Genomic DNA, 21362 nt, shown 5'->3' with positions numbered 1-21362 from the left:
ACGTGGGGCAGCCGAAACCGCCTCGGCCGGTCTCGTTCCGGGACCGGGCGCGGTACCGGTTCGACCGGACACTGGCCCGCAGCACCACCACCCTGATGGGCTGGCTGGTGGTGACCTGCCTGGCCGTCGTCGTGCCGGTGAGCACCGTCCTGGTGTGGACGGACCCGGGCTCGCCCCGGTCGCTGTCGGGCCGGCTGACGGCCGCGTGGCGCACCAGCGCGGAGACACTGCGCCTGGGCGCGGCGAGCGGCACGCCCCTGCGCATGGCGCTGTCGGCGCTGCTCGGGCTGGTCGCCCTGCTGTGCGTGTCCACCCTGGTCGGGGTGATCACCACGGGGCTGGCCGAGCGGATGGCGGAGCTGAGCCGCGGGCGCTCCACGGTCCTGGAAGACGGCCATGTCGTCGTCCTCGGCTGGTCGGACCAGGTCACCACGGTGGTGGCCGAGCTGCTCGCCGCGCAGAGTCCCCACCGGCCGCGGGCCGTCGTCCTGCTGGCCGACCGGGACAAGGCCGAGATGGAGCGGGTCCTGGCGGCCGCCGTCGGCCCGGCCGCGCGGACCCGGCTGATCTGCCGCAGCGGTCCCGCGAGCGATCCCGCCGTGCTCGCCCTGGTCAGCCCGCGGACGGCGAGCACCGTCCTGGTGCTGCCCGCCGGTGGACCGGCGGCCGACGCCGAGGTCCTGCGGATCCTGCTGGCCCTGCGCGCCGTGCTCGGCGGCGGGGCGGACGGGCCGCCGGTGCTGGCCGCGGTGCGGGACGACCGGTACCTCGCCCCGGCCCGGCTGGCCGCCGGCCCGCGCGGCACGGTCCTGGAGACGGACACGGTCACGGCCCGGCTGATCACCCAGTGCGTGGGCCGGCCCGGTCTCTCGCTCGTCCTCGGCGACCTGCTGGACTTCGCGGGCGACGAGTTCCACCTCGCCGACGCCGCCGCCTTCGAGGGCGGTCCCTTCGGTGCGGCGCTGCTCGGCCACGCCGCGGCGTGCGTGGTGGGGCTGCTCACCCCGGAGGGCCGGACGCTGCTGAACCCGCCCGCCGACACCACCGTGGCGCCCGGGAGCCGCCTGATCGTCCTGGCCCTCGACGAGGGCTCGGCCCGGCCGGAGGACTGCCACCACCTCGTCGACGCGTCGGTGATCTCTGCGGAGCCCGCGCCGCCCGAGGCCGGAGCCCGTCTGTTGCTGCTCGGCTGGAACCGGCGGGCGCCGTTCGTGGTGGACCAGTTGCGGCGCACGGCCCGGCCGGGCTCCGTGCTCGACGTGATCACGGACCGTTCCGCCGTACCCGACCCCCGCCTGCCGTACCCGTCCGAGGAATCCGGGGCAGCGCAGGAGGGGGAGGCCCGGGACGGTACGGCTGCGGACGCGCGGCTGACCGTGCGGTTCCGGTCCGCCGCCCTGGCGCGGCCGGAGACCCTGCTGGGGCTCGATCTCGCCCCGTACGACGGCCTCGTCGTCCTCGGCCCCGACGCGGGCGACGGTGCGGAGCGGCCCGACGACCGGACGCTGGTCACCCTGCTGGCGCTGCGGCTGCTGGAGGGGCGGACCGGCCGGCAGCCGCACGTGGTGACCGAGCTCGACGATGACCGCAACCGGCCCCTGGCCCCGGTCGATCCCGGCGCCGACGTCATCGTCAGCGGAAAGCTGACGGGCCTCCTCATGGCGCAGATCGCCCAGAACCGGCACCTGGCGGCTGTGTTCGAGGAGCTGTTCTCCGCCGGGGGCGGCACGGTCTGCCTGCGGCCGGCCGGGAGCTACGTGCGCCCGGGGACCGAGGCCGCCTTCGCCACCGTCGTGGCCGCCGCGCGCGACCGGGGCGAGTGCGCCGTCGGCTACCGCGCCCACGACCGGTGGTCGACGCCGCCCGACCACGGGATCCGGCTCAACCCGCACAAGGGCGAGCGGCGCCTCTGGAGCGCCGGGGACCACGTGGTCGTCGTCGCGACCGAATCGGCCGGGACGGGCGGAGCCGCTGGAGGGGCGGGCGCGGGCGGATCCGTCGGCTACGGCGCGGTCAGTTCCGCCACCAGTCGTCCAGCGGAGTGACCGGGACGGTCCGCTTGTGCCGGGTCGCGAGGAAGATCCCCTCCAGCTTCGCGGCCACCTCGGGCGCGACCTCGCCGCCCTCCAGGTAGTCGTCGATCTGCGCGTACGTCAGGCCGAGGGCCACCTCGTCGGGGAGCGCGGGCCGGTCGTCCTCCAGGTCGGCGGTGGGCACCTTCTCCCACGTACTGGCCGGAGCGCCCAACTCGCGCAGCAGCGCCGCTCCCTGACGCTTCGTCAGCCCGGTGAGCGGGGTGACGTCGACACCGCCGTCGCCGTACTTGGTGAAGAAGCCGGTGACCGCCTCCGCCGCGTGGTCGGTGCCCACGACGAGCATGCCGAGCTGTCCGGCGATCGCGTACTGGATCACCATGCGCTCACGGGCCTTGATGTTGCCGCGCACGAAGTCGCGCAGCGTGGGCTCCTCGCCCAGCAGCTCGCGCAGCCCGAGGGCGGCCTCGGCGGCGACCGCGTCCGCGCCGGGCTTGACGTTCACGTCGATCGACCGGTCGGGCCGGATGAATTTCAGCGCGATCTGCGCGTCGTGCTCGTCGGCCTGGACCCCGTAGGGCAGCCGCACCGCGACGAAAGTGGCCTCGTGGCCTTCCGCGCGCAGCTCTTCCGCGGCCAGCTGGCACAGCCGGCCGGTGAGCGTGCTGTCCTGGCCGCCGCTGATGCCCAGGACGAACCCCTTGGCCGCGGTCGACCGCACGTAGTCCTTGAGGAAGTCGACTCGCTGCCGGATTTCGACGGTCGGCTCGATGGCCGCCTTGACACCGAGTTCGACGAGGATCTGCTCCCGTACGTTCACCATCCACGTACTGTACTGGCCGCCCTCGGGCCGCGGAAAACCGGTCGGGGGAAGAGCCCGCGTGCGGTGCCGGGCCCAGGGGGTGTCCGCCGCCGACTGTGCCCGGGCCATCCGCGCGCCGCCCGGCTTGAGTTGCGCCGGAGAGCCGACCACTGCCGGGTGCGTGCCGCCCGTCGCGGGAGCTACCGTGGCGCCCGCCCGTCCGGTGCGCTCCCGCCTGCCGCCGCCCTCCGAGGAGGAGAACGCCGTGCCGTCTCCCGCAGGTCCCGAACGCGCCTGGCTGACCGTACGGCTGCCCCTGCGGGACGCGCCGGGGGCCGCCGATGCCTTCCTGGTGGAGGATGTCGCCCCGCTGCTGGACGGCCTGGTCCGTACCGGCGGGGCGGCGGCCTGGTCGTTCGTACGGTCGCACGCGGAGGGGAGCCCGCACCTGCGGCTACGGGTGCGCGGCGCGGCGGCGGGCGCGGCGGCCGAACTGGCGGCCCCGGGGTGGGGCGCGCGGATCACGGCGGCGGCGCCGGCCCCGGACCCCCGGGAGGAGGAACTGGCGGCCCGCGCCTCGCGGATCGCGGTCGCGGTGGTCCGCGGGACGCGGCCCGGCAGCGAGCGGCTGGCCGCGGCGGCCGAGCTGGCGCACGCCACGGCCTGGGCCCTGAGGATGGACCGCTTCGAGAGCGCGCGGTGGCTGCGGAGGCATGCGGCCGGGCCGTCGGGGACGGCGGCCGAGGACTTCGGCGGGGCGGCCCCGCTGCCCGGAGCGGTCCTGCACGCGCGGGTGAACGCGGTGTATTCGGCGCAGCGCGAGAGCCTCGCCGGACGGGTCACGGCCCTGCGCGAGGACCTGGCGCACGGTACGGCCACGGGGCCGGTGGCGCGCTGGGCGGAGGCGGTGCGCGAGGCGGAGGCGGCGGAAGCCGCCCCGGGCACCGGCAGCGGCAGCAGCGGGGCGCGGGCGCGGGAGGCCGTGTGGGCGGCGCGGCTGCACCTCCTGTGCAACCGGCTGGGCGTGGCCCCGGACGAGGAGCGGGCCGTGTGCCTGCTCGCCGCCCACGCCCTGCTCGACACCGGGCAGCCGGGTGCGTACTTCCCCGCGGGGCACCTGGCCCCCGACCGTCAGTACCTGGAGCGGAGCAAGTTCCGGATCGGCCGGGAGGACGAGATCGTCCCCGGACACGCGCCGCCGGAGGAGCTGCCCGCGGGGCCGGAGGTGGCGCTCCCGGCCGGGCCGGTGCCGGACGTCCCGCTCCGGACCGCCGTCGCCGGGCGGCGCACCGTCCGGGGAGCGCTGACGGGGCCGCTGACGGCGGCCGGGCTCGGCGCGCTGCTGTGGGGCGCCCACGCGGTCAGCCACACGACGGACTCCGAGCCGCCCGTCCCGCACCGCCCCTACCCGAGCGCGGGGGCCCTCTACACGGCAGGACTGCGGCTGTTCGCCCTGCGGGTGGAGGGCCTGGCGCCGGGCACCTACCACTGCGTGCCCGACCGGCGTGCGCTGCGGCGCGTGGCGGACGCTCCCGCCCCCGACGAGATCAAGGCCCTGTCTGCGTACACCTCCGCCCCGGCCGGCCACCCGCTCGCGGTGGTCGTGGACGACGCTCCGGCGGTGCTGGGCCTCTACGTCGACCTCGGCCGGCTGCGGCAGCGCTACGGTCTGCGGGCCCTGCGGATGGGTTTGCTGGAGGCCGGGCACCTGGCCCAGTCCCTGCTGCTGACGGCCTCGGCCCTCGGCCTGGTGACGACCCCCCTGGGCGGCTTCCGCGACGATCTGGCCCACGACCTGTTCGCGCTGGACGGCCTGGACCAGCCCCTCCAGTACCTCCTCCCCCTGGGCCGCGCCCCCGGCCCGCCCGCCTGATCACCGAACGCGGCGCGGCCGGGTCACACCGGCCACGCGTCTCCCCGCACCCGGGCGTGCAGGTGTTCGTCGTGCCAGCCGTCGGCGTGCAACAGGGCACTGCGCAGCGTGCCTTCCAGCCGGAACCCGGCCCGCACGGCGACCCGGCACGACCCCGGATTGGCGACGGAATGGGTGAGGCGCACACGGTGCAGCCCCAGGTCGTCGACGGCCCACCGGCTGACCCGGAGGGTGGCCTCGGCCATGATCCCCCTCCCCCGCCCGGCCGGGAGCAGCCAGTAGAGCACCTCCCCGCTGCCGCCGCGCAGGTCGAGATCGGCCAGGCCGATCAGGCCCAGGACCCGATCGGCGCTGCCGCCACCGGCGTCGCCCTGGGCGATCGCCCAGAGCGCGGCCTTCTCCTCGTACCAGCGCGCGTGCCAGCGGTCGATCTTCCGGCGGGCCCCCTCCGCGCTCAACGGTTCCGGACGGTTCCACCGCAGGATCTCCGGATCCCGGCAGGAATCCACCAGCACCTGGGCGTCGCTCCGCCGCCAGGGACGCAGTTCCACGCCCCCGGAAAGGGCGAAGGCGGGCTGCGGAGTGCGGCGCATCCGGCCGGGGGGCACCACGTCGGGTATCGCGTTGGTCATCGGGCCATCATGGCCCGGCCGGGACATCGGCTCGCGCCGTGGTGCGTCAACGGGCACCGGGGGCGACGGCCCGCGCCGCGCGCGGTCAACCGGGGGAACCGGCCACACCGGGCTTCTTGAGTGGTCCACGAGCGGCCGACGGTACAAAGGCGCTGTGCCCAGCCCAGCCGCACCACCGCCGGATGCACCGCAGGACCACATCCCAGATCGGACGCCCCATGGCCACTGACCACGTACTGCCCGGTTCTGCGCCGGCGCGCACCAGCACGGCGCCGCCCCGCCCGCGCGCCGTGCCACCCCGCGGAGGCACCACGACCGCTCCCGCGAGCACCCCGGCCGCCGGGCCGCCGCGCCCCCGCACCCCCCGGCTGGACTCCCTGACCGGTCTGCGCTTCCCGGCGGCGCTGGCCGTCTTCGCCCACCACGCGTTCCTCCCCATACCCCCGCTGCGACTGCTCGCCGACGACGGCACCGAGAACCGGCTGGCCCACTGGTTCGCGCAGGCGGGCGGCCTCGGCGTGTCCTTCTTCTTCGTGCTCAGCGGCTTCGTGCTGACCTGGTCGGCGCGGGACCGCGACACGACCACGGCGTTCTGGCGGCGCAGATTCGTCAAGATCTACCCGACCTACGTCGTCACCTGGGCGCTCGCGCTGTCGCTGTTCGCGATGTACTACACCTCCGCGGGCGTCGCCGTCGCCAACCTCTTCATGGTGCAGGTGTGGTGGCCCGAGTACATGACCAACTTCAGCGTGGACGCGCCGAGTTGGTCGCTCGCCGTGGAGGCGGTCTTCTACCTCGCCTTCCCGATGCTGCTCAGGGCCTTCCGACGCATCGACCCCGCCCACCTCAAGTACTGGATCACCGGGGCGATCGCGACAGTGGTGGCCACCCCCGCGCTCGCGTACGCGCTGTTCCCGGCCGACCCGCGGATCCCCAGCGGCCACGACAGCTCGGTCTCCCAGTACTGGTTCAGCTACGTCCTGCCCCCGGTCCGGATGGTCGACTTCGCCCTCGGCATCCTGGTGGCGCTCGCCGTGAAGCACGGGCGCTGGCGCAACATCGGGATGATCTGGTCGGGCGTGCTGCTGGCCGGCGGGTACTGGCTGACCTTCCACGTGCCCTACCTCTACGGCCAGCGCGCGGTGATGATCCTGCCGATCGTGCTGCTGATCGCCGCCACGGCGACCGCGGACATCGAGGGCCGCACCAGCCTGTTCCGCAACCGCACGATGGTCTGGCTGGGCGAGATCTCGTTCGCCTTCTACCTGCTGCACTACATCACGATGTGCTCGCTGCGCTGGGCGCTCGGCGAGGACCGGATGTACTCCCTGCCCGTCACGCTCGGACTGCTGGCGGGCGTGGGGGTGCTGACGGTGCTGATGTCCTGGGGGCTCTTCGCCTGGGTGGAGAACCCGGTGGTGCGCCGTTTCAGCCGCTCGCGCCGCACGAAGACCGGCTGAGCCGGGGTCCGGGGCCCGCGCCGGGCCCCGGCCCCGCTGTCAGGGCATCTCGTCCGGGTCGCAGCCGGCCCGGCGCAGGCCGATCGTCCGCAGGGCCCGCAGCAGCCCGTCGGTGTCGCCCTCGCGGACCACGTGGACGGCGCCCTCCGCGGCGTAGGCCGCCAGCGCTCCGCCGGCCGCCGCGCCGGGAGAGGTGCGCAGGACCACCCCGCTCGGCGGGTCCAGGGCGCGCACCCCGTGGAAGACGTCGCGGGCGCCCGGATCGTCGTCGGGGCCGCCGGGCAGGGCGAGCACGGTGATGTCGGGCAGCAGGACGCGGGCGTGGGCGAGCGCGACGGCGGGCTCGTGGGCATGGGAGATGACCCGGAAGTGCGGGTTCCGCTGGATCCGCGACCGCAGCCGCTCCAGCTCCGCGCCCTCCGGTACGCCGACCACCAGGACCGTCATCACAGTCCCATCCTCCGTCCGGCCGCCGCCCGCGGCCACGCGGCCCGCGGCCGGGATCAGCGCATGACGCGCGGCAGGCGCAGGCTCAGCAGCCCGGTGACGGCGACCATGCCCAGTTGCACCAGCAGCGTGACGGCGAGGGCGTCGCGCATCCCCAGGGGCGGGGTCAGGGCGAGGAAGAGGCTGCCGAGGGTCGCGACGCCCAGGGCGAGGGCCGACTGCTGGGTGGTCACCATGACGCCCCCGCCCACGCCTGCCCGGTCGGCCGGTACGTCGGAGAGCATCAGCCGCATCAGGACCGGCAGCTGGAGGCCCTGGCCGAGCCCGGCGACGGCGACACCGGGGGCCAGCCCGGCGAGGCCGAGGCCGGGCCAGTCGCGCAGGACCGCCAGGAGCAGCAGCCCGATGCCGGCGGCCTGGAAGGCGCCTCCCGCGGTGACGACGCGGGTGCCGAAGCGGCGGACCAGGCCGGGCCCGGCGAGCGAGGCCGCGAAGAAGGCCACCGCCATCGGCACCAGCGCGAGTCCGGCCGCCACGGGCCCGAATCGCAGACCCTGCTGCAGGGCGACGGCGACGACGAACATGAAGCCGCTGAATCCGATGGAGAACGGCACCACCATCACCAGCCCCCGTCGCAGCGAGTCCAGGCGCAGCAGGCTCGGGGGCACCAGCGGGACGCGTCCGAGCCGGTCCAGGCGGCGTTCGGTGAGGTAGAAGGCGGCGGCCGCGAAGGGGAACACCGCCAGCGACACCCACGTCCACAGCGGCCAGCCGGTCGCGCGGCCCTCGGTGAGCGGCAGCAGCAGGGTCACCAGGGACAGGGCGAGCAGCAGGGTGCCGGGCACGTCGACGGAGGCCGGGCGCTCGGAGCGGGTCTCGGGCACGGCGCGGACGGCGAGCACGAGCCCGAGGACCGCCACGGGCACGTTCACCAGGAACACCGAGCGCCAGCCGGAGCCCGCGACGTCGGCGGCGACGAGGACGCCGCCGAGGATCTGGCCCGCGACCATGGACAGGCCGGCTGTGGCGCCGTACAGGCTCATCGCCCGGGCCCGGCGGGGGCCGGTGGTGGTGGCCTGGATGGTGGCGAGCACCTGCGGCAGCATCATCGCGGCGGCCGCGCCCTGGGCCACCCGGGCTCCGACCAGGGTCCAGGCGGTGGGGGCCAGCCCGCAGGCGAGCGAGGTGAGGCCGAAGGCGGCCATGCCGGTCAGGAAGAGCCTGCGCCGCCCGGCCATGTCGCCGAGGCGGCCGCCGAGGACGAGCAGGACGGCGTAGGCGACGCCGTAGCCGGCGACGACGAGTTCCAGCACGGCCGGGCCGGCCGCGAGGTCGGTGTCGATGGCGGGCAGCGCCACGTTGACGATGAAGAAGTCGATCAGGGGCAGGGCCGCGCCCAGGAGCACCGTGAACAGGCCGAGCGGGCTCATCGCCGCGGGGGCCGCCGGGTCCGGCGCGGTGGCGCGGGGGGAGGGTGGGGTCGGACGGGTCGTCGTCTTGCGCAGGGTCGTGTCACTCACGCGGCCGACGATCCTCCGCCCGTGAGCCTGGTACCAGAGTCTCCTTATCCTGGTACCGGGAGCACCTGGCAACCGGATGCGCTGTGCGGCACCCTGGGGCCATGACCACTGTGGCCCCGGACACGGACGTACGCCGGCACGAACTGGCCGAATTCCTGCGCAGCCGCCGCGAACGGATCGCCCCGGAGCAGGTCGGCCTGCCGCGCGGCCGCCGCCGGCGCACGCCCGGGCTGCGCCGCGAGGAGGTCGCCCAGCTCTCCGCCGTGGGCGTCACCTGGTACACCTGGCTGGAGCAGGCCCGTCACATCCAGGTCTCGCCGCAGGTGCTGGACTCCCTGGCGCGGGCGCTGCTCCTGGACCCCACCGAGCGGACGCACCTGTTCGCGCTGGGCGGCAGTCCCGATCCGGCGCCGCACGCGCAGTGCCCGACGGTGACGCCCGCGCTGCGGACGCTGCTCGACCAGCTGGGGCCGCTGCCCGCCGTCGTCATGAACAGCCGGTACGACATCCTGGCGTACAACGCCACCTACGGGCGGCTGCTGTGCGACATGGACCGGGTGCGGCCCGAGGACCGCAACTGCATGTGGCTGGCCTTCACGAACGAGGAGTGGCGGGCGGCCGTCGTCGACCGCGCGGAGGCGAACCGCGTGATGGCGGCCAAGTTCCGGGCCTCCATGGCGGAGCACCTGGCCGAGCCCGCCTGGAAGACGCTGCTGGCGCGGCTGGAGGCGGCGTCGCCGGAGTTCCGCGAGGTGTGGGCGCGGCACGAGGTGGTCGGGCAGGGCAGCCGGTCGAAGCACATCCTGCATCCGCGGGTGGGGCTGCTGCACCTGGAGCACACCAACATGTGGCTCGGGCCGGGGGCCGGTCCGCGGCTGATCACCTACACGCCGCTGGACGCGCAGACGCGTGAGCGCCTGGACCTCCTGGCGGATCCGGCGCCCGCCCCGGCCGCGCCGACGGCGTGAGCGGAGCGGGCCGCCGGTTCAGCGGCTCTTGGCGTCGGCGGCGTTGCGCCAGACCGTCAGGTCCACGGTGATGTACCGGCTCGGGTCGTCCGGCCCGGACTTGCCGCGGTAGGTCACCACCGCGATGTGCCCGGCCTTGCTCAGCACGCAGATCTGCGATCCGTCCGAGAGCTGGTCGAGGCCGATCTTCTCGGTGAAGCGGGTCTCGCCGCGGCAGGTCTCCAGGGAGCCCTTCTGCGCGTTGTTCAGCAGGACCAGCTTGCCGTTCGCACTGCCGATCTCGTCGTGTCCGAACATCTTGTCGGCGTAGTAGTAGAGGTCTCCCTTTCCGTACGCCACACCGCCCCCGCTGTCCTCGGCCGGGCGGGGCGGGTTGTCGGCGAGCAGCAGCGCGTAGTTGCCGGCCATGTCGATGCCCTGGTAGGCGGCGGCCTGCGGGTCGGGCCGCTTCCCGGCCGGGGCGGAGGCGGAGCCCGAGGCGGAGGAGCCGCCCGCGCTCGCGCCGGACTTGGTGTCCCCGCCGTTCCCGGTCTTGTTGTCCGGGAGCAGGTAGCCGATGATCCCGAGGCCGACGACGGCGGCCGCGACGGATCCGGCGACGATCAGCCCGGTCCGCCGGGGGCGCCGGGGGGCGGGGTAACCGCCCGGGTGGGTGGGCGCCGCGGGGTAACCGGGGTTGTAGGCGCCGGGGTTGTACGGCGTCGAGTGGTGCGCGGGGGCGGCCGGGTGCGGGTAGCCGGGGGGCGGGGTCTGGTAACCGGGCGGCGGCCGGTAGCCCGGCGGGAGCCCCGGGGCGGCGGGCACGCCCGGCGCGGCCTGCGTCGGGGCGGCGGCGACCGCATGGCCCGTCGGCGCGTACGACGGCGGGGCGCCCGGCGGCGGAGTGTGCGGGGAGTACTCGGTCGGCGTGGGCGTCGGCGCGGTGGCCGGCTGCTGCGGGGGCGGGGTGGGCGCGGGGGCCGGGAGGTGGAGCCGCTCGGTGATCGCGCCGGCGACCTTCCGGGGCAGCCAGTCCTCGCCCTGGCGCAGCGGTTCGGGCGAGATCTGCTGGCACAGCTCGATGACCTCGGTCAGCGCCGGGCGCGCGGCCGGGTCGCGGCTGAGGCAGCGGGTGACCAGGGGGCGCAGCTCGTCGGGGAGCCGGCTGAGGTCGGGGTCCTCGTGGACGATGCGGTAGAGCACCGCGTGTGAGGGCCCGTCACCGAAGGCGGGCGAACCGATCGCGGCGAAGGCCACGAGCTGGCCGAGGGCGAAGATGTCGGTGGCGGGGGTGATCGACCCGGCCGACGCCTGCTCGGGCGCCATGTAGGCGGGGGTGCCGACGCTGACGCCGGTGCTGGTCAGCGAGGTCGTGTCGGCGGCGCGGGCGATGCCGAAGTCGATGACGCGGGGGCCGTCGGCGGCGAGGAGCACGTTCGCGGGCTTCAGGTCGCGGTGGACGATGCCCGCGCCGTGGATGACGTGCAGGGCCTCGGCGACGCCGACGGTGAGCAGCAGCACGCTGCGCAGCGGCAGGGCCCCGTGCGCGGCGACGGCGTGCGCGAGCGAGGGGCCGGGCACGTACGCCGTCGCCAGCCAGGGCTGCGCGCCCTCGGTGTCCGAGTCGATGACGGGCGCGGTGTACAGCCCTTGGACCCGTTCCGCGGAGCGCACTTCCTGCTGGAAGCGCCGCCGGAACTCGGGGTCCTCGCTGAACTCGGAGCGGATCACCTTCAGGGCGATGGGACGGCCGCCCGGCGTGTACGAGAGGTAGACCTTGCCCATGCCTCCGGCGCCCAGGACGGCCGCGAGGCGGTACCCGCCCACCACGGCGGGGTCGTCCGCCTTGAGCGGTTGGAAGAACTCTGCCGAAGGTGCACTGCCCATGATCAACCATCCCCTGCCGGCGGCGGCCCGGCCGTTGCCGGGGCCGCGAAGTCAACCGAGAGAGTATCCAATGCCGCAGCCGTCGGGTCACCGGGCGGCCGCGACGGTCGAGTTGACCCCACCAAGGACCGGGGGGACAGCCGCAGTGAGTACCGACGCCCGTCCTCATAGCGTCTGACACCATGAGATATATACGGAACAAGGCGCAGAAGTCCGGTGATGACGGTCGAGCAGACCGCCCGTTCGCGCCCCGCCCTGCCGCACTGCGCGCCTCGGCCGGGGGCCTCGCCCTCGCCGCCGCCCTGACGCTCGCCCCCGCCGCGGCCGCCGCCCCGTCGGTCCCCGACACGAACGGCGCCGGCACGGGGCTCGACCGGTACTACCAGCAGCGCCTCGGCTGGGGCGGCTGCGCCAAGGGCCCCGGCGACACGACGGGACGCGACCTGGACCGGGCGGGCGTCCAGTGCGCCGACGCGACCGTACCGCTCGACTACGGCGACCCCCGCGGCCGGACCATCACCGTCGCGGTGTCCCGCCTCAAGGCGACCGACACCCGCCACCGCATCGGCGCGATCCTCCTCAACAACGGCGGCCCGGGCGGCCCGGCCGTGGAATCCCCGCCGGATGTCCGCAAGGCGATGAAGGACGTCGGCGCGCGCTACGACATCATCGGCTTCGACCCGCGCTTCGTCGGCCGCAGCACCCCCCTGGACTGCGGCTGGCCGGTGGGCAGTTCCTGGTTCTCGGCGGGCGCCGGCCGGGCCGGTTTCGAGCAGCAGGTGACCCTCCAGAAGAGCCTCGCCGACAAGTGCCGCGCCACCAATGCCGCCGTCCTGCCCCACATCAGCACCCGCAACACGGCCCGCGACATGGACGTCATCCGCGGCGCCCTCCGCGAGCGCAGGATCTCCTACCTCGGCTACTCCTACGGCACCTACCTCGGCACCGTCTACACCCAGATGTTCCCCGGCCGCTACGACCGCGTCGTCCTCGACGGGGCGCTCGCCCCCCGGCGACTTCGTCCCCCGTCTGCTGAAGGGCACCGAGTCCGAGAACGAGCGCGCCCTGTCCGACTGGGCGGGCTGGGCGGCGGTCCGCCACGACGCGTACGGTCTCGGGCGCACCCGCGCCGAGGTGCTCGCCACCGTCGACCGCGTCATGGCGGCGGCCGCCCGCGGCCCCCTGACCGTCGGCGCCGCCCCCGACGCCTTCCGGCTCGACGACACCCAGGTGCCGTTCCTGCTCTTCATGGGGATCGCCGACGACACCGGCGAGGCCCGGACCGCCCTCGCCGAGCAGGTGTCCGTCATGGCTCGCGCGGCGAAGGGCGAGCCGACCCGCCTGTCGGCGGCGTTCGCCGCGACCCTCCGGTTCGCGCTGCACGGTGAGCACGCCCAGTCGGGCGCCGTCCAGGCAGCGGTCATCTGCGCGGACGGGACCGCTCCGCGCGACCCCGAGCTGTACTGGCGCGACATCGAGCGCAGCCGCGCCGCGCACCCGTTGTTCGGGCCGATGAGCAACAACATCGGCCCGTGCGCCTTCTGGGACCGGCCCCGCGAGGAGCCCACCCGGGTCAGCGGTGACGCCCCGGCGCTGATCGTGGCCGCCACGGGCGACCCGCGCACCACGTACCGGAGCAGCCGCGCGCTCCACGACCTCCTGCCCGGCTCCCGGCTGGTCACCCTGCGGGGCGCCAACCGGCACGCCCTCTACGGCCTCTACGGCAACGCGTGCGTGGACGACGCGGTCAACACTTACCTGGCCTCCGGCAGGCTGCCGTCGAAGGACCGGACCTGCATCCAGCGGGCCGGCTAGGCAAGGACCGCGCGCAGGGCGGGATCGGCGTCCTCGTCGAGGGTGGTGCCGAGGTGGCGCAGTTCGCCGCGCCGCTCCGCGTCGGCCTGGGTGGTCAGGGCCGTGGCCCAGCTCACCCGCTCCTCGTCGGCGACCGCGGCCGTCTCGTGGAACAGCGCGTACAGGGCGTACCAGCGGACGGCGGCGTTCTCGTCCTCGGCCAGCCCGAGCAGCGCCTCGACGACTTCGGTCTCCGTCCGGCGGGGATCGGCCAGGCAGGGCAGGGCTGCTGCGACCGCGAAGCGCACCGGCTGCGCCGCGTGGCACCGGTGGCCGAGCACGGGGCCGAGCACGGGGCCGAGGGCCTCCCGTGCCTGGTGGTAGCCGAGGACGGAGATCAGCCAGCCGAGGACCCACGGATCCGGCTCGTCGGGCAGCTCCGCCAGGACGACCGCGATGGTCGGCGCGCTGAAGGGCCGCAGGCCGTCGGCGTCGTAGGGGCCCAGCTCGCGCAGGACGCGCGCGCCCAGCTCCCGCTCGGCGGGCCCGTCGTGGGCGAGCAGCCGCGCCGCCCGCTCGAAGACCTCGGGGGTCGGCCGGGCGTGCAGGGCGAGCAGCGCGGGGGCGGGCCCGTCGTCGTCGGCCCCGACCTCGGCCAGGGCCCGTGCGAACAGGGCGTCCGTGGACGCGCCCGCCCCGTCGTCCTCAACGATGTGCATCCGGATCTCCTCTCCCCCGGTGTCCTGAGACCCGTCCGGGCGGCCGGTGTGCGGGCAGAGCACCTGCCCCGGCGGACCGGGAGGGGTCCGCCGGGGCAGGGACCCGTCAGGTGCGGTAGGCGAAGTACCGCGCGTTGGGGTACGAGGCGATCAGGCTCGCCAGGGACTTCCGGTAGGTGTTCGTGGAGTGGTACGTGAGGTAAGGCGTTCCCGCCGCGCTCCGGTACGTCACGATCATCGAGTGGTCCTTGGAACCGTCCCGGTTGAAGTCCATCTGCAGGATGTCGCCGACATCCATCTGGTAGACGTAGGCCAGGTTCGGCGCCCGGTTGTTGGAGTTCGTGAACCAGGCCCATTCGTTCGCGCCCGCCCAGGAGTCGGTCTGGAGCGAGCCGTCGTACCACCAGTTGCGGTAGTCCGAGGTGTAGCCGGGGACGTTCTTCCACCCGCCCGCCTTGAGGGACTGGCTGATGAAGTTGGTGCAGTCCCCGCCCGCTCCGTTGAACTGGCGGTAGGCGGGGTTGTAGTTCTTCCAGTACTTCTCGGCGTACGCCGCCATGGCCGCGTAGTCGTAGGCGCCGCCCGTCTTCGCCTTGGGCTTCGACGGCGCGGGGTACTTGGTGGACGCCGGGGTTCCGTCGGGGTAGGTCTGGCCGTCGTCCTGTACGACGGCCGCCTTGGCCAGGGTCGGCTCGTTGACCGCGACCGGACCGTTCTCCTTGGAGGCGATCGAGGTCAGCTCCCACGCGCCGCCGGGCTTGCCGACGAGGTTCATCTCGTAGCGCGTGCGGAAACCGGTGGTCGTCGGCTCGTCGCCGTGGACCTTCTTGTAGGTGAGCGTGGTGTCCTCGGTGACCTGGACGGTCGCCTTGCCCTTGGTGACCGTGGCCTTGTCCACGGTCACCTTGGTGTCGGCGGAGCTGTAGGCCTCGCCGAGCGACTTCAGCCGGGTCTTGCGGTCGCGCAGCGACGAGAGCGCCTCGGTCTCGTTCTTCTGCAACTGGGCCGACATGCGGGTCTTCTGGCCCGAGGAGGCGGGGCGGTGGCCCGGCTGTTCCTCGACGAGGGCCTCGGTGCGCTGGGAGAGCACGTCGTCGGCTATGCGGGCGAAGGCCTTCAGGTTCGCACCGTTCGCGGCGTGCGTCTGAGGGGCCTCGCTCGCTGAGGAGGAGGGCAGGAACGCGTACGACAGGACTGCGGCCAGAGCCACGACGCCGACGGCGGCGGCGGGCCTGAACGTCTTTGGTATCACAATAGTTCCCCTTGTCACCGATCCACACGGACCGGCGGCGGAATCCTCGCACAGCGGCCGACGCTGCTGAATTCCCCCCGCAGAACCTGTCCGGTACGGGCCGTCCGCACGGCCGTCCGGAGCCCCCGTCTGTGATCCGTCTGCGCCCCGACTGTGTCCCGACTGTGTCCCGACTGTGTCCCGACTGTGAGACGCCATGGCCCCCGGCTCCGGGGTGCGATAGACATACAGACAAGTTCTATATTCATATGCACAATCCATGCGCGGCGGGGGCTGCGGTGACCAGCGGGAGAAGACAGCTGCCATGCCCGACACCGACGACGGCCCGGACGTCCTGGCGGAGTCCCGGGCGGCCCGGAAGGCTGCGCGCAAGGCCCGCAAGCAGGCGGTGAACCGCAAACGCCTGGGGATCGGCGCCGGTGCGCTCGCCCTCACCGCGGCCGCCGCCACCACCTACGCCTTCGCCTTCGGCGGCTCCCCCGAGACCTCCGCGTCCGCCGAGCTCTCGGGCGGCAAGAACGGCGTGGCGGGCAAGGAGGAGCACTGGGACGGCAAGGTCAAGGTGCTGGGCGACGGCTCCACCTCCTACACCGGCCCGCAGCCGGGACAGCTCAAGCCGGAGCGGCTGAAGCCCGGCGAGAAGCCGCCGCAGTTCGTCGTCTTCTCCTGGGACGGCGCCCTGGAGGGCGACGACCACCTCTTCTCGCACTTCCGTCAGGTGGCCAAGGAGAGCAAGGCCCACATGACGTTCTTCCTCACCGGCATCTACCTGCTGCCGGAGAACCAGAAGATGCGCTACACCCCGCCGCAGCACAGCCCGGGCTCCGCCGCGATCTCCTACCCGACCGTGCCGCACGTGAAGAGCACGCTGGAGCAGCTGCGCGGCGCCTGGGGCGACGGCGACGAGATCGGCTCGCACTTCAACGGCCACTTCTGCGGCCCCAAGGGCGGCGGGGACTGGAGCCCGGCCGAGTGGAAGAGCGAGATAGACCAGACGTACGCGTTCATGAAGAACTGGAAGACCAACACGGGCTTCACGAACGTGGCGCCGCTGCCCTTCGACCCGGACCGGGAGGTCGTCGGCGGCCGCGCGCCCTGCCTGGAGGGGCAGAAGAACCTGCTGGAGGCGGTCAAGCCGTACGGCTGGCGCTACGACGCCAGCTCCTCGGGGGACTTCCAGCTGTGGCCGTCCAAGATGAACGGCATATGGAACTTTCCCCTCCAACTCGTGCCATTGAAGGACAAAGACGTACAAGTCCTCTCGATGGACTTCAATTTCCTCTACAACCAGTCCGGTGACAGCACCAAGGGCGACCCGGCGAAGTACCCGGCGTGGCTGGACCAGACCCGGCAGTCGTACATGAACGGCTTCAACCGCGTCTACAACGGCAGCCGCGCCCCGATGTACATCGGCAACCACTTCGAGGACTGGAACGGCGGCATCTACATGAAGGCCGTCGAGGAGGTCATGAAGGACGTCTGCCCGCGCCAGGACGTGCGGTGCGTCTCCTTCCGGGAGCTGGCCGACTGGCTCGACGCCCAGGACCCGAAGGTGCTGGCCCAGTTGCGCCTGCTCGACCCGGCCCAGGCCCCGGAGTGGCCGACGCTGGTCAAGTAGGCGCCCGCCGTCCCGCCGGAGCGGCGCCGCGGCACCTCGGGGGTCAGTGCACGGCCTTGATGTAGTCCGACCACAGCGTGAGCGCCCGGTCGCTGCCCGGCGTGCCCGGCGCGTCCCCGCCGAGGCCGGTCAGCGGCAGCGGGATGAGGTCGGTCAGCGACATCCGGTAGACGACCACGGCGGTCGATTCCTCCTTGGTACTGGCCACGAACCAGCCCGCGGTGTTCGCGGCGGTCGTTCCGGTCTTGCCCGCCGCGCCCGGGTGCACCTTGCTCACGCTCTTCGCCGAGCCCTCGGCGACCGCGTCCCGCAGGGCGTCCGTCACCGCCGCGGCCGCCGTGGCCGACATCGCGCGGGCCGGCTTGGGCACCCCGACCGGCAGGGCGCTGCCGTTGCGCGTGATCGAGCGCACCGAGTAGGGCTCGGTGTGCATGCCCGCGGCGGCGAAGGTCTCGTAGGCGGCGGCCATGCGGATCGCGCTGGGCGTCGAGTTCTCCCCGAGGGCGTAGAGCGGGACCTGGGGGCCGAGGCTCGGGCCCAGCAGTCCGGCGCGCTGGGCCAGGGCGTCGACCCGGTCGAGGCCGACGTCGTTGCCGAGTTGCAGCATCGGGGTGTTGACGGAGTTCGCCACCGCCTGGCGCAGGGTGACCTGGCCCCAGCTGCGGCCGCCGTCGTTGCGGCCCTTCACCATCTTGCCGCTGCGGTCCCAGTAGGGTCCGTCCGGCGTCTCCAGGGCGACCTGGTCGTTGCCGTCGTAGCGGTCGGACGGGGCGACCTTCGTACGGGGCTTGCCGCGCGTGCGCAGCACGCCGTCGTCCAGCGCGGTGGCGTACACGAAGGGGGTGAACGCGGTGCCGACCGGGATGGTCGTCGCGTTCGATTCGTTGAAGCCCTGCTTGAGGTAGTCGGGGCCGCCGTACACCGCGAGCAGCCGCCCGTCGGGGGCGATGCTGGCCGCGCCGATCTTCGCGTAGGTGTCGGTGGTGGGGCGGCGCCCGGCGTCGAAGTCCTTCTGCGCCTTCTGTACGGCGGCGGTCAGGGCGTCCATGCGGGACTTGTCGAAGGTCGTGTAGATCTGGTAGCCGCCGAGGTCGAAGTCCGCGTCCCTGATGTGCCCGGTCTTGATCGCGTAGGCCTTCGCCAGCTCGACGAGGTAGCCGGCCTGCCCGGCGGCGTCGCTGGTGACCGAGCGCTCCAGGGGCTCGGGGAACTTCGTGTACGTGGCGCGCTCCGCCGCCGAGAGGTTGCCGGTCTCGACCATCCGGTCCAGGGTCCAGCTCCAGCGTTCGGCGGCCCGGGCGCGGTTCTCCTTGCTGATGGCGGGGTCGTACAGGCCGGCGCCTTTGAGGAGGGAGGCCAGGAAGGCGCCCTCGCTCGCGTTGAGCTGGGAGACGTCCTTGCCGTAGTACGCCTGGGAGGCGCGCTGGATGCCGTAGGTGCCGCGGCCGAACCAGCTGGTGTTGAGGTAGTCCTGGAGGATCTGCTGCTTGCTCTTGGCCCGGTCCAGCTTCACGGCGAGGAGGATCTCGGTGAACTTGCGGGAGACGGTGCGGTCCTGGTTCAGATAGGCGTTCTTCACGTACTGCTGCGTGATGGTCGAGCCGCCCTGGGTCTCGCCGCCGGTGACGGCGGCCTTCACGGCGCGCAGGAACCCGGAGGGCGAGACCCCGGGGTCGGAGTAGAAGCTCGCGTTCTCGGCCGACAGGATGGCGCCCTGGACCGGCTTCGGGACCGTGTCCAGCGGCATCTCCTGGCGGCTGACCCAGCCGGTGCGGGCCATCTTGGAACCGTCGGACCAGTAGTAGACGTTGTCCTGCTGCTTGGCGAAGGAATTCAGGTCGTCGGGTATGTCGGTGATCGCGTAGGCGAAGGTGACGAAGGCGATCGTGGCGAGGAAGCCGTAGAGGCACGCGCCGAGCCACTGCCGCCAGGAGGGGATCCAGCGGCGCCAGTCCGTGCGGCCCGGCCGGGGGTAGTGCGGCCGCAGGCGCCGCGCGAACGGGCGCGCGCGGGCCACCAGCGGCGCCAGGACGGGTGCGACGGCGGCCCACCGGGCGGCCGCCCAGGCCGCGGCGTCCGCGCCGGCGGTGCGGCGCTTGCGCCGACGGCCCGCGGAGCCCCTGCCTCCGGATCGGCCCGCGGCCTGCGGGCCGCTGCCGTCCGGTCCGCCGTCTGATGCCCCGTGGTCCCGCCTGCTCACACCGAATGTCCCCTCTGCTGCTGCGCCCCCACACCCTAGAACCCCTGCCTGAAGATCAGCCCCCCGCCCCCGTCCCCGACCCTTCGGCCAGGGGTATATGCCGGTGGGTGACCTACCATGCGGGTATGAGTGATCGTGCGATGCAGGAACCCACCCTGCTCCTCCTGACCGCCCTCGCGGACGAGCCCCGCCACGGCTACGCCATCGCCCGCGAGGTGGAGAAGATCTCGGACGGCCGGGTCAAGCTGCGCACCGGCACGCTGTACGGCGCCCTGGAGCGCCTGCTGGGACAGGGCCTGATCGAGGTGCACGAGGAGGAGATCGTGGACAGCCGCCTGCGGCGGACGTACACGCTCACCGCCGCCGGCCGGGAGGGCCTCGGCTCCGAGGCGCGGCGGATCGCCGCCACCGCGCGCGAGGCGGCGCGCCGTCTGGGGATCGCCGGCGAGGCCACCGCGTGAGCCTGCCGCTGCTGCGCCTGTACCCGGAGCGGTTCCGCCGCGCCTTCGGCGACGAGGTGGCCGAGGCCTACCGCGAGGCGACCGAGGGGGCGGGCCGGCTCACCCGTCTGCGGGAGGCCGCGGACATCGTCGCCCACGCGCTCCGGCTGCGCCTGGGGCTCGGTTCGGCGCAGCGGGGCGGACGGCTCTTCGCCGCCGTGGCGCCCTTCGGCTCGGCCGCCACGGCCTCGTACGCCGCCTTCAACCTCGTCTCGACGGTCTCGGACTGGCGGATCAGCGGCGACCCCGACTTCCTCGTGCCGCTCAGCTACGCCACGAGCGGCTGCTACCTCGTGGCCCTGGTCGGCGCGGTCGCGGCCCTCTGCGGACGGCACGCGGGCGCGCTGTGGGCCCTGGCGGGCCTGGTCGGCCACGCCGTATCGGTCCTCGTGGTCCTGCTGCCCGCCGCCCTGCCGGTGCCGTGGCAGCTCCCCGCCTTCCTGCTGCTGCCGGTGCTGTCCGCCTGCCTCCCGCTCGCCTGTCCGCCGGACCTGCGGCCGGCCCCCAGGGTCCGTACGGCCGCCGGGGTGCTGGCCCTGGCCGTGTGGGCTCCGCTGGCCGTCTTCCTCTTCGCCCTGGTCGACGCGAAGGGGCTGGGGCTCTTCCTGCACTGGCGCTACGGCGTGCCGGTGATCGCTGCCCTGGCCCTGGCGGGCCGCCCGGCCCTGTCCGGCATCCGCACCGCTCCGCAGGTCGCGGTCGCGGCGCTGCCCTTCCTGATCACCGCGTTCTACGGCGGCGTACTGAGCCGGGACGGCATCCCCACGGCCCTCGTCCTGCTCGCCGGTACGGCCCTCTCCGTCCGGCTCTGGCGCGACCGGAACTCCGGGACGCCCACGCCCACCTGAGGCCGGGCCGGGCCGGGTCAGCCGGCCGTGACCCGGATCTTGGACTGCCCGTGGCCCAGTTCCTCCCAGTCGTCCATGAACCGGGCGGTCAGTCCGTGCCGGGCGGCCAGGGCGACGAGGGTCTCGGTGCGGTAGTAGAAGTCCTCGCGCAGCACCTGGTGCTCGGATCCCGTGGTGCGGTCGAAAGTGAAGTCGAAATGGCCACCGGGCGCCAGCACGCGCCCGACGTGGGCGAGGCACTCGTCGATGACCTCGATCGGCGAGTGGGAGAACACGCTGTGCGCGTGGACGACGTCGAAGTGCGCGTCGGGCAGGAAGTCCAGCGTCAGGTTCCCCGTCAGGGTCAGGTGCGGCACCTTGGCCTGGAGTCCGCGCTCGGTCAGCGTTTCCTTCGCGGCGATCAGGATGTCGGGCGAGATGTCGATGCCGTAGTAGTGGCCCGGTTCCAGGTGGTCGATGAAGCGCCAGCCCGCGCGCAGGTTGCCGCAGCCTATGTCGAGCATCCGGGCGCCCGGCTCCAGGCCGTGCCGGAGCAGGTAGTCGAACTGCATCCGGCCGAGCGCGAGCCACCGTTCATGGCTCTGGCTGCCGACGGCCGCCTCGGGGCTGCGCCGGGTGTCCGAGGCCATCACCGCGCGGTAGTAGGCGACGTGGTCGGGGTGCTTGAAGGCGAGCCAGCGGTCGCGGGCGGCCCGCTTCAGGTACGGGGCGACGCGGTGCGGGCTCTTCGCGGCGTACCGGACCTTGTGGGCGAACGTCGCCCTGTTCGCGACGAGGTTCTTCTTGCTGGCCATGCCTGCTCCCTGTGCGTCTCACGCCGGTGTCCGGGC

The 21362-nt window shown here is 73.8% G+C and carries 16 protein-coding genes and 1 pseudogene; 8 read left to right on the top strand and 9 right to left on the bottom strand.

Annotated elements, in window-relative coordinates; translation table 11 throughout:
- Positions 1–2: 2 nt before the first annotated feature.
- Positions 3–2045 (top strand): CASTOR/POLLUX-related putative ion channel, encoded by a 2043-nt coding sequence (locus tag AC0693_RS11170; RefSeq protein WP_478801555.1) that lies wholly within the window; start codon positions 3–5, stop codon positions 2043–2045.
- Here AC0693_RS11170 and nadE read toward each other — a convergent pair.
- Positions 2014–2856, bottom strand: a complete 843-nt coding sequence (nadE, locus tag AC0693_RS11165) for an ammonia-dependent NAD(+) synthetase (protein ID WP_468466187.1) — start codon at positions 2854–2856, stop codon at positions 2014–2016. The two genes, AC0693_RS11170 and nadE, sit on opposite strands and share 32 nt — an antisense overlap.
- A gap of 184 nt (positions 2857–3040) precedes the next feature.
- Between nadE and AC0693_RS11160 the strand changes: the two genes are divergently transcribed.
- Positions 3041–4708 carry a lantibiotic dehydratase C-terminal domain-containing protein gene (locus tag AC0693_RS11160; protein WP_478801554.1) on the top strand — a complete coding sequence of 556 codons (1668 nt, stop codon included), beginning with the start codon at positions 3041–3043 and terminating at the stop codon, positions 4706–4708.
- A gap of 23 nt (positions 4709–4731) precedes the next feature.
- Here AC0693_RS11160 and AC0693_RS11155 read toward each other — a convergent pair whose 3' ends face one another.
- Entirely contained in the window at positions 4732–5340 is a 609-nt protein-coding gene (locus AC0693_RS11155) for a GNAT family N-acetyltransferase (RefSeq protein ID WP_478801553.1), read from the bottom strand.
- A gap of 218 nt (positions 5341–5558) precedes the next feature.
- On the opposite strand from AC0693_RS11155, the gene AC0693_RS11150 reads away from it, so the two are divergent.
- The gene (locus AC0693_RS11150; protein ID WP_478801552.1) at positions 5559–6800 is read left to right on the top strand and encodes an acyltransferase family protein; all 1242 of its coding nucleotides are present in this window, start codon (positions 5559–5561) and stop codon (positions 6798–6800) included.
- A gap of 39 nt (positions 6801–6839) precedes the next feature.
- Here the strand turns inward: AC0693_RS11150 and AC0693_RS11145 are convergent, their stop codons facing one another.
- Together AC0693_RS11145 and AC0693_RS11140 are read right to left on the bottom strand one after the other, a co-directional pair.
- Positions 6840–7247 carry a hypothetical protein gene (locus tag AC0693_RS11145; RefSeq protein WP_468466195.1) on the bottom strand — a complete coding sequence of 136 codons (408 nt, stop codon included), beginning with the start codon at positions 7245–7247 and terminating at the stop codon, positions 6840–6842.
- A gap of 56 nt (positions 7248–7303) precedes the next feature.
- Positions 7304–8677, bottom strand: coding sequence for an MFS transporter (locus AC0693_RS11140; RefSeq protein ID WP_469333273.1), 1374 nt, complete (start codon positions 8675–8677; stop codon positions 7304–7306).
- A 191-nt stretch (positions 8678–8868) separates the two neighbouring features.
- Between AC0693_RS11140 and AC0693_RS11135 the strand changes: the two genes are divergently transcribed.
- Positions 8869–9735: a helix-turn-helix transcriptional regulator gene (locus tag AC0693_RS11135; RefSeq protein ID WP_469315846.1), complete on the top strand. Its 867-nt coding sequence runs from the start codon at positions 8869–8871 to the stop codon at positions 9733–9735.
- Positions 9736–9753: 18 nt separating this feature from the next.
- On the opposite strand, the gene AC0693_RS11130 is transcribed toward AC0693_RS11135, so the two are convergent.
- Positions 9754–11601, bottom strand: coding sequence for a serine/threonine-protein kinase (locus tag AC0693_RS11130; protein WP_469333197.1), 1848 nt, complete (start codon positions 11599–11601; stop codon positions 9754–9756).
- A gap of 182 nt (positions 11602–11783) precedes the next feature.
- On the opposite strand from AC0693_RS11130, the pseudogene AC0693_RS11125 reads away from it, so the two are divergent.
- Positions 11784–13416: pseudogene (locus AC0693_RS11125) on the top strand (alpha/beta hydrolase).
- Here AC0693_RS11125 and AC0693_RS11120 read toward each other — a convergent pair.
- Together AC0693_RS11120 and AC0693_RS11115 are read right to left on the bottom strand one after the other, a co-directional pair.
- Entirely contained in the window at positions 13413–14114 is a 702-nt protein-coding gene (locus tag AC0693_RS11120; protein ID WP_478801551.1) for a hypothetical protein, read from the bottom strand. The pseudogene AC0693_RS11125 and the gene AC0693_RS11120 sit on opposite strands and share 4 nt — an antisense overlap.
- A gap of 106 nt (positions 14115–14220) precedes the next feature.
- On the bottom strand, positions 14221–15366 hold the full coding sequence (locus AC0693_RS11115; protein WP_478801550.1) for an amidase domain-containing protein: 1146 nt from the start codon (positions 15364–15366) through the stop codon (positions 14221–14223).
- A gap of 304 nt (positions 15367–15670) precedes the next feature.
- On the opposite strand from AC0693_RS11115, the gene AC0693_RS11110 reads away from it, so the two are divergent.
- Positions 15671–16984: a polysaccharide deacetylase family protein gene (locus AC0693_RS11110; protein WP_469315841.1), complete on the top strand. Its 1314-nt coding sequence runs from the start codon at positions 15671–15673 to the stop codon at positions 16982–16984.
- 43 nt (positions 16985–17027) lie between these two features.
- Here AC0693_RS11110 and AC0693_RS11105 read toward each other — a convergent pair whose 3' ends face one another.
- The gene (locus tag AC0693_RS11105) at positions 17028–19184 is read right to left on the bottom strand and encodes a transglycosylase domain-containing protein (RefSeq protein ID WP_478801549.1); all 2157 of its coding nucleotides are present in this window, start codon (positions 19182–19184) and stop codon (positions 17028–17030) included.
- A 125-nt stretch (positions 19185–19309) separates the two neighbouring features.
- On the opposite strand from AC0693_RS11105, the gene AC0693_RS11100 reads away from it, so the two are divergent.
- Complete coding sequence (locus AC0693_RS11100; RefSeq protein WP_469315839.1) at positions 19310–19645, top strand: PadR family transcriptional regulator; 336 nt, start codon at positions 19310–19312, stop codon at positions 19643–19645.
- A complete protein-coding gene (locus tag AC0693_RS11095; RefSeq protein WP_469315838.1) occupies positions 19642–20532 on the top strand; it encodes a hypothetical protein in 891 nt (296 codons plus the stop codon). Before AC0693_RS11100 ends, AC0693_RS11095 begins: the two co-directional genes overlap by 4 nt.
- A gap of 17 nt (positions 20533–20549) precedes the next feature.
- On the opposite strand, the gene AC0693_RS11090 is transcribed toward AC0693_RS11095, so the two are convergent.
- A complete protein-coding gene (locus tag AC0693_RS11090) occupies positions 20550–21326 on the bottom strand; it encodes a class I SAM-dependent methyltransferase (protein ID WP_469315837.1) in 777 nt (258 codons plus the stop codon).
- Between the last annotated feature and the right edge of the window lie 36 nt (positions 21327–21362).

This window comes from Streptomyces sp. NPDC043876 (assembly GCF_056435825.1).
Note: the sequence above shows the minus strand (reverse complement) of the source record. Positions and strands in the feature narration are given on the sequence as shown.

Coding starts and splice junctions, on each gene's coding strand:
- nadE (WP_468466187.1), bottom strand. CDS start 2,856: ATGGTGAACGTACGGGAGCAGATCCTCGTCGAACTCGGTGTCAAGGCG.
- AC0693_RS11155 (WP_478801553.1), bottom strand. CDS start 5,340: ATGACCAACGCGATACCCGACGTGGTGCCCCCCGGCCGGATGCGCCGC.
- AC0693_RS11150 (WP_478801552.1), top strand. CDS start 5,559: ATGGCCACTGACCACGTACTGCCCGGTTCTGCGCCGGCGCGCACCAGC.
- AC0693_RS11145 (WP_468466195.1), bottom strand. CDS start 7,247: ATGACGGTCCTGGTGGTCGGCGTACCGGAGGGCGCGGAGCTGGAGCGG.
- AC0693_RS11140 (WP_469333273.1), bottom strand. CDS start 8,677: ATGAGCCCGCTCGGCCTGTTCACGGTGCTCCTGGGCGCGGCCCTGCCC.
- AC0693_RS11135 (WP_469315846.1), top strand. CDS start 8,869: ATGACCACTGTGGCCCCGGACACGGACGTACGCCGGCACGAACTGGCC.
- AC0693_RS11130 (WP_469333197.1), bottom strand. CDS start 11,601: ATGGGCAGTGCACCTTCGGCAGAGTTCTTCCAACCGCTCAAGGCGGAC.
- AC0693_RS11120 (WP_478801551.1), bottom strand. CDS start 14,114: ATGCACATCGTTGAGGACGACGGGGCGGGCGCGTCCACGGACGCCCTG.
- AC0693_RS11110 (WP_469315841.1), top strand. CDS start 15,671: ATGCCCGACACCGACGACGGCCCGGACGTCCTGGCGGAGTCCCGGGCG.
- AC0693_RS11100 (WP_469315839.1), top strand. CDS start 19,310: ATGAGTGATCGTGCGATGCAGGAACCCACCCTGCTCCTCCTGACCGCC.
- AC0693_RS11090 (WP_469315837.1), bottom strand. CDS start 21,326: ATGGCCAGCAAGAAGAACCTCGTCGCGAACAGGGCGACGTTCGCCCAC.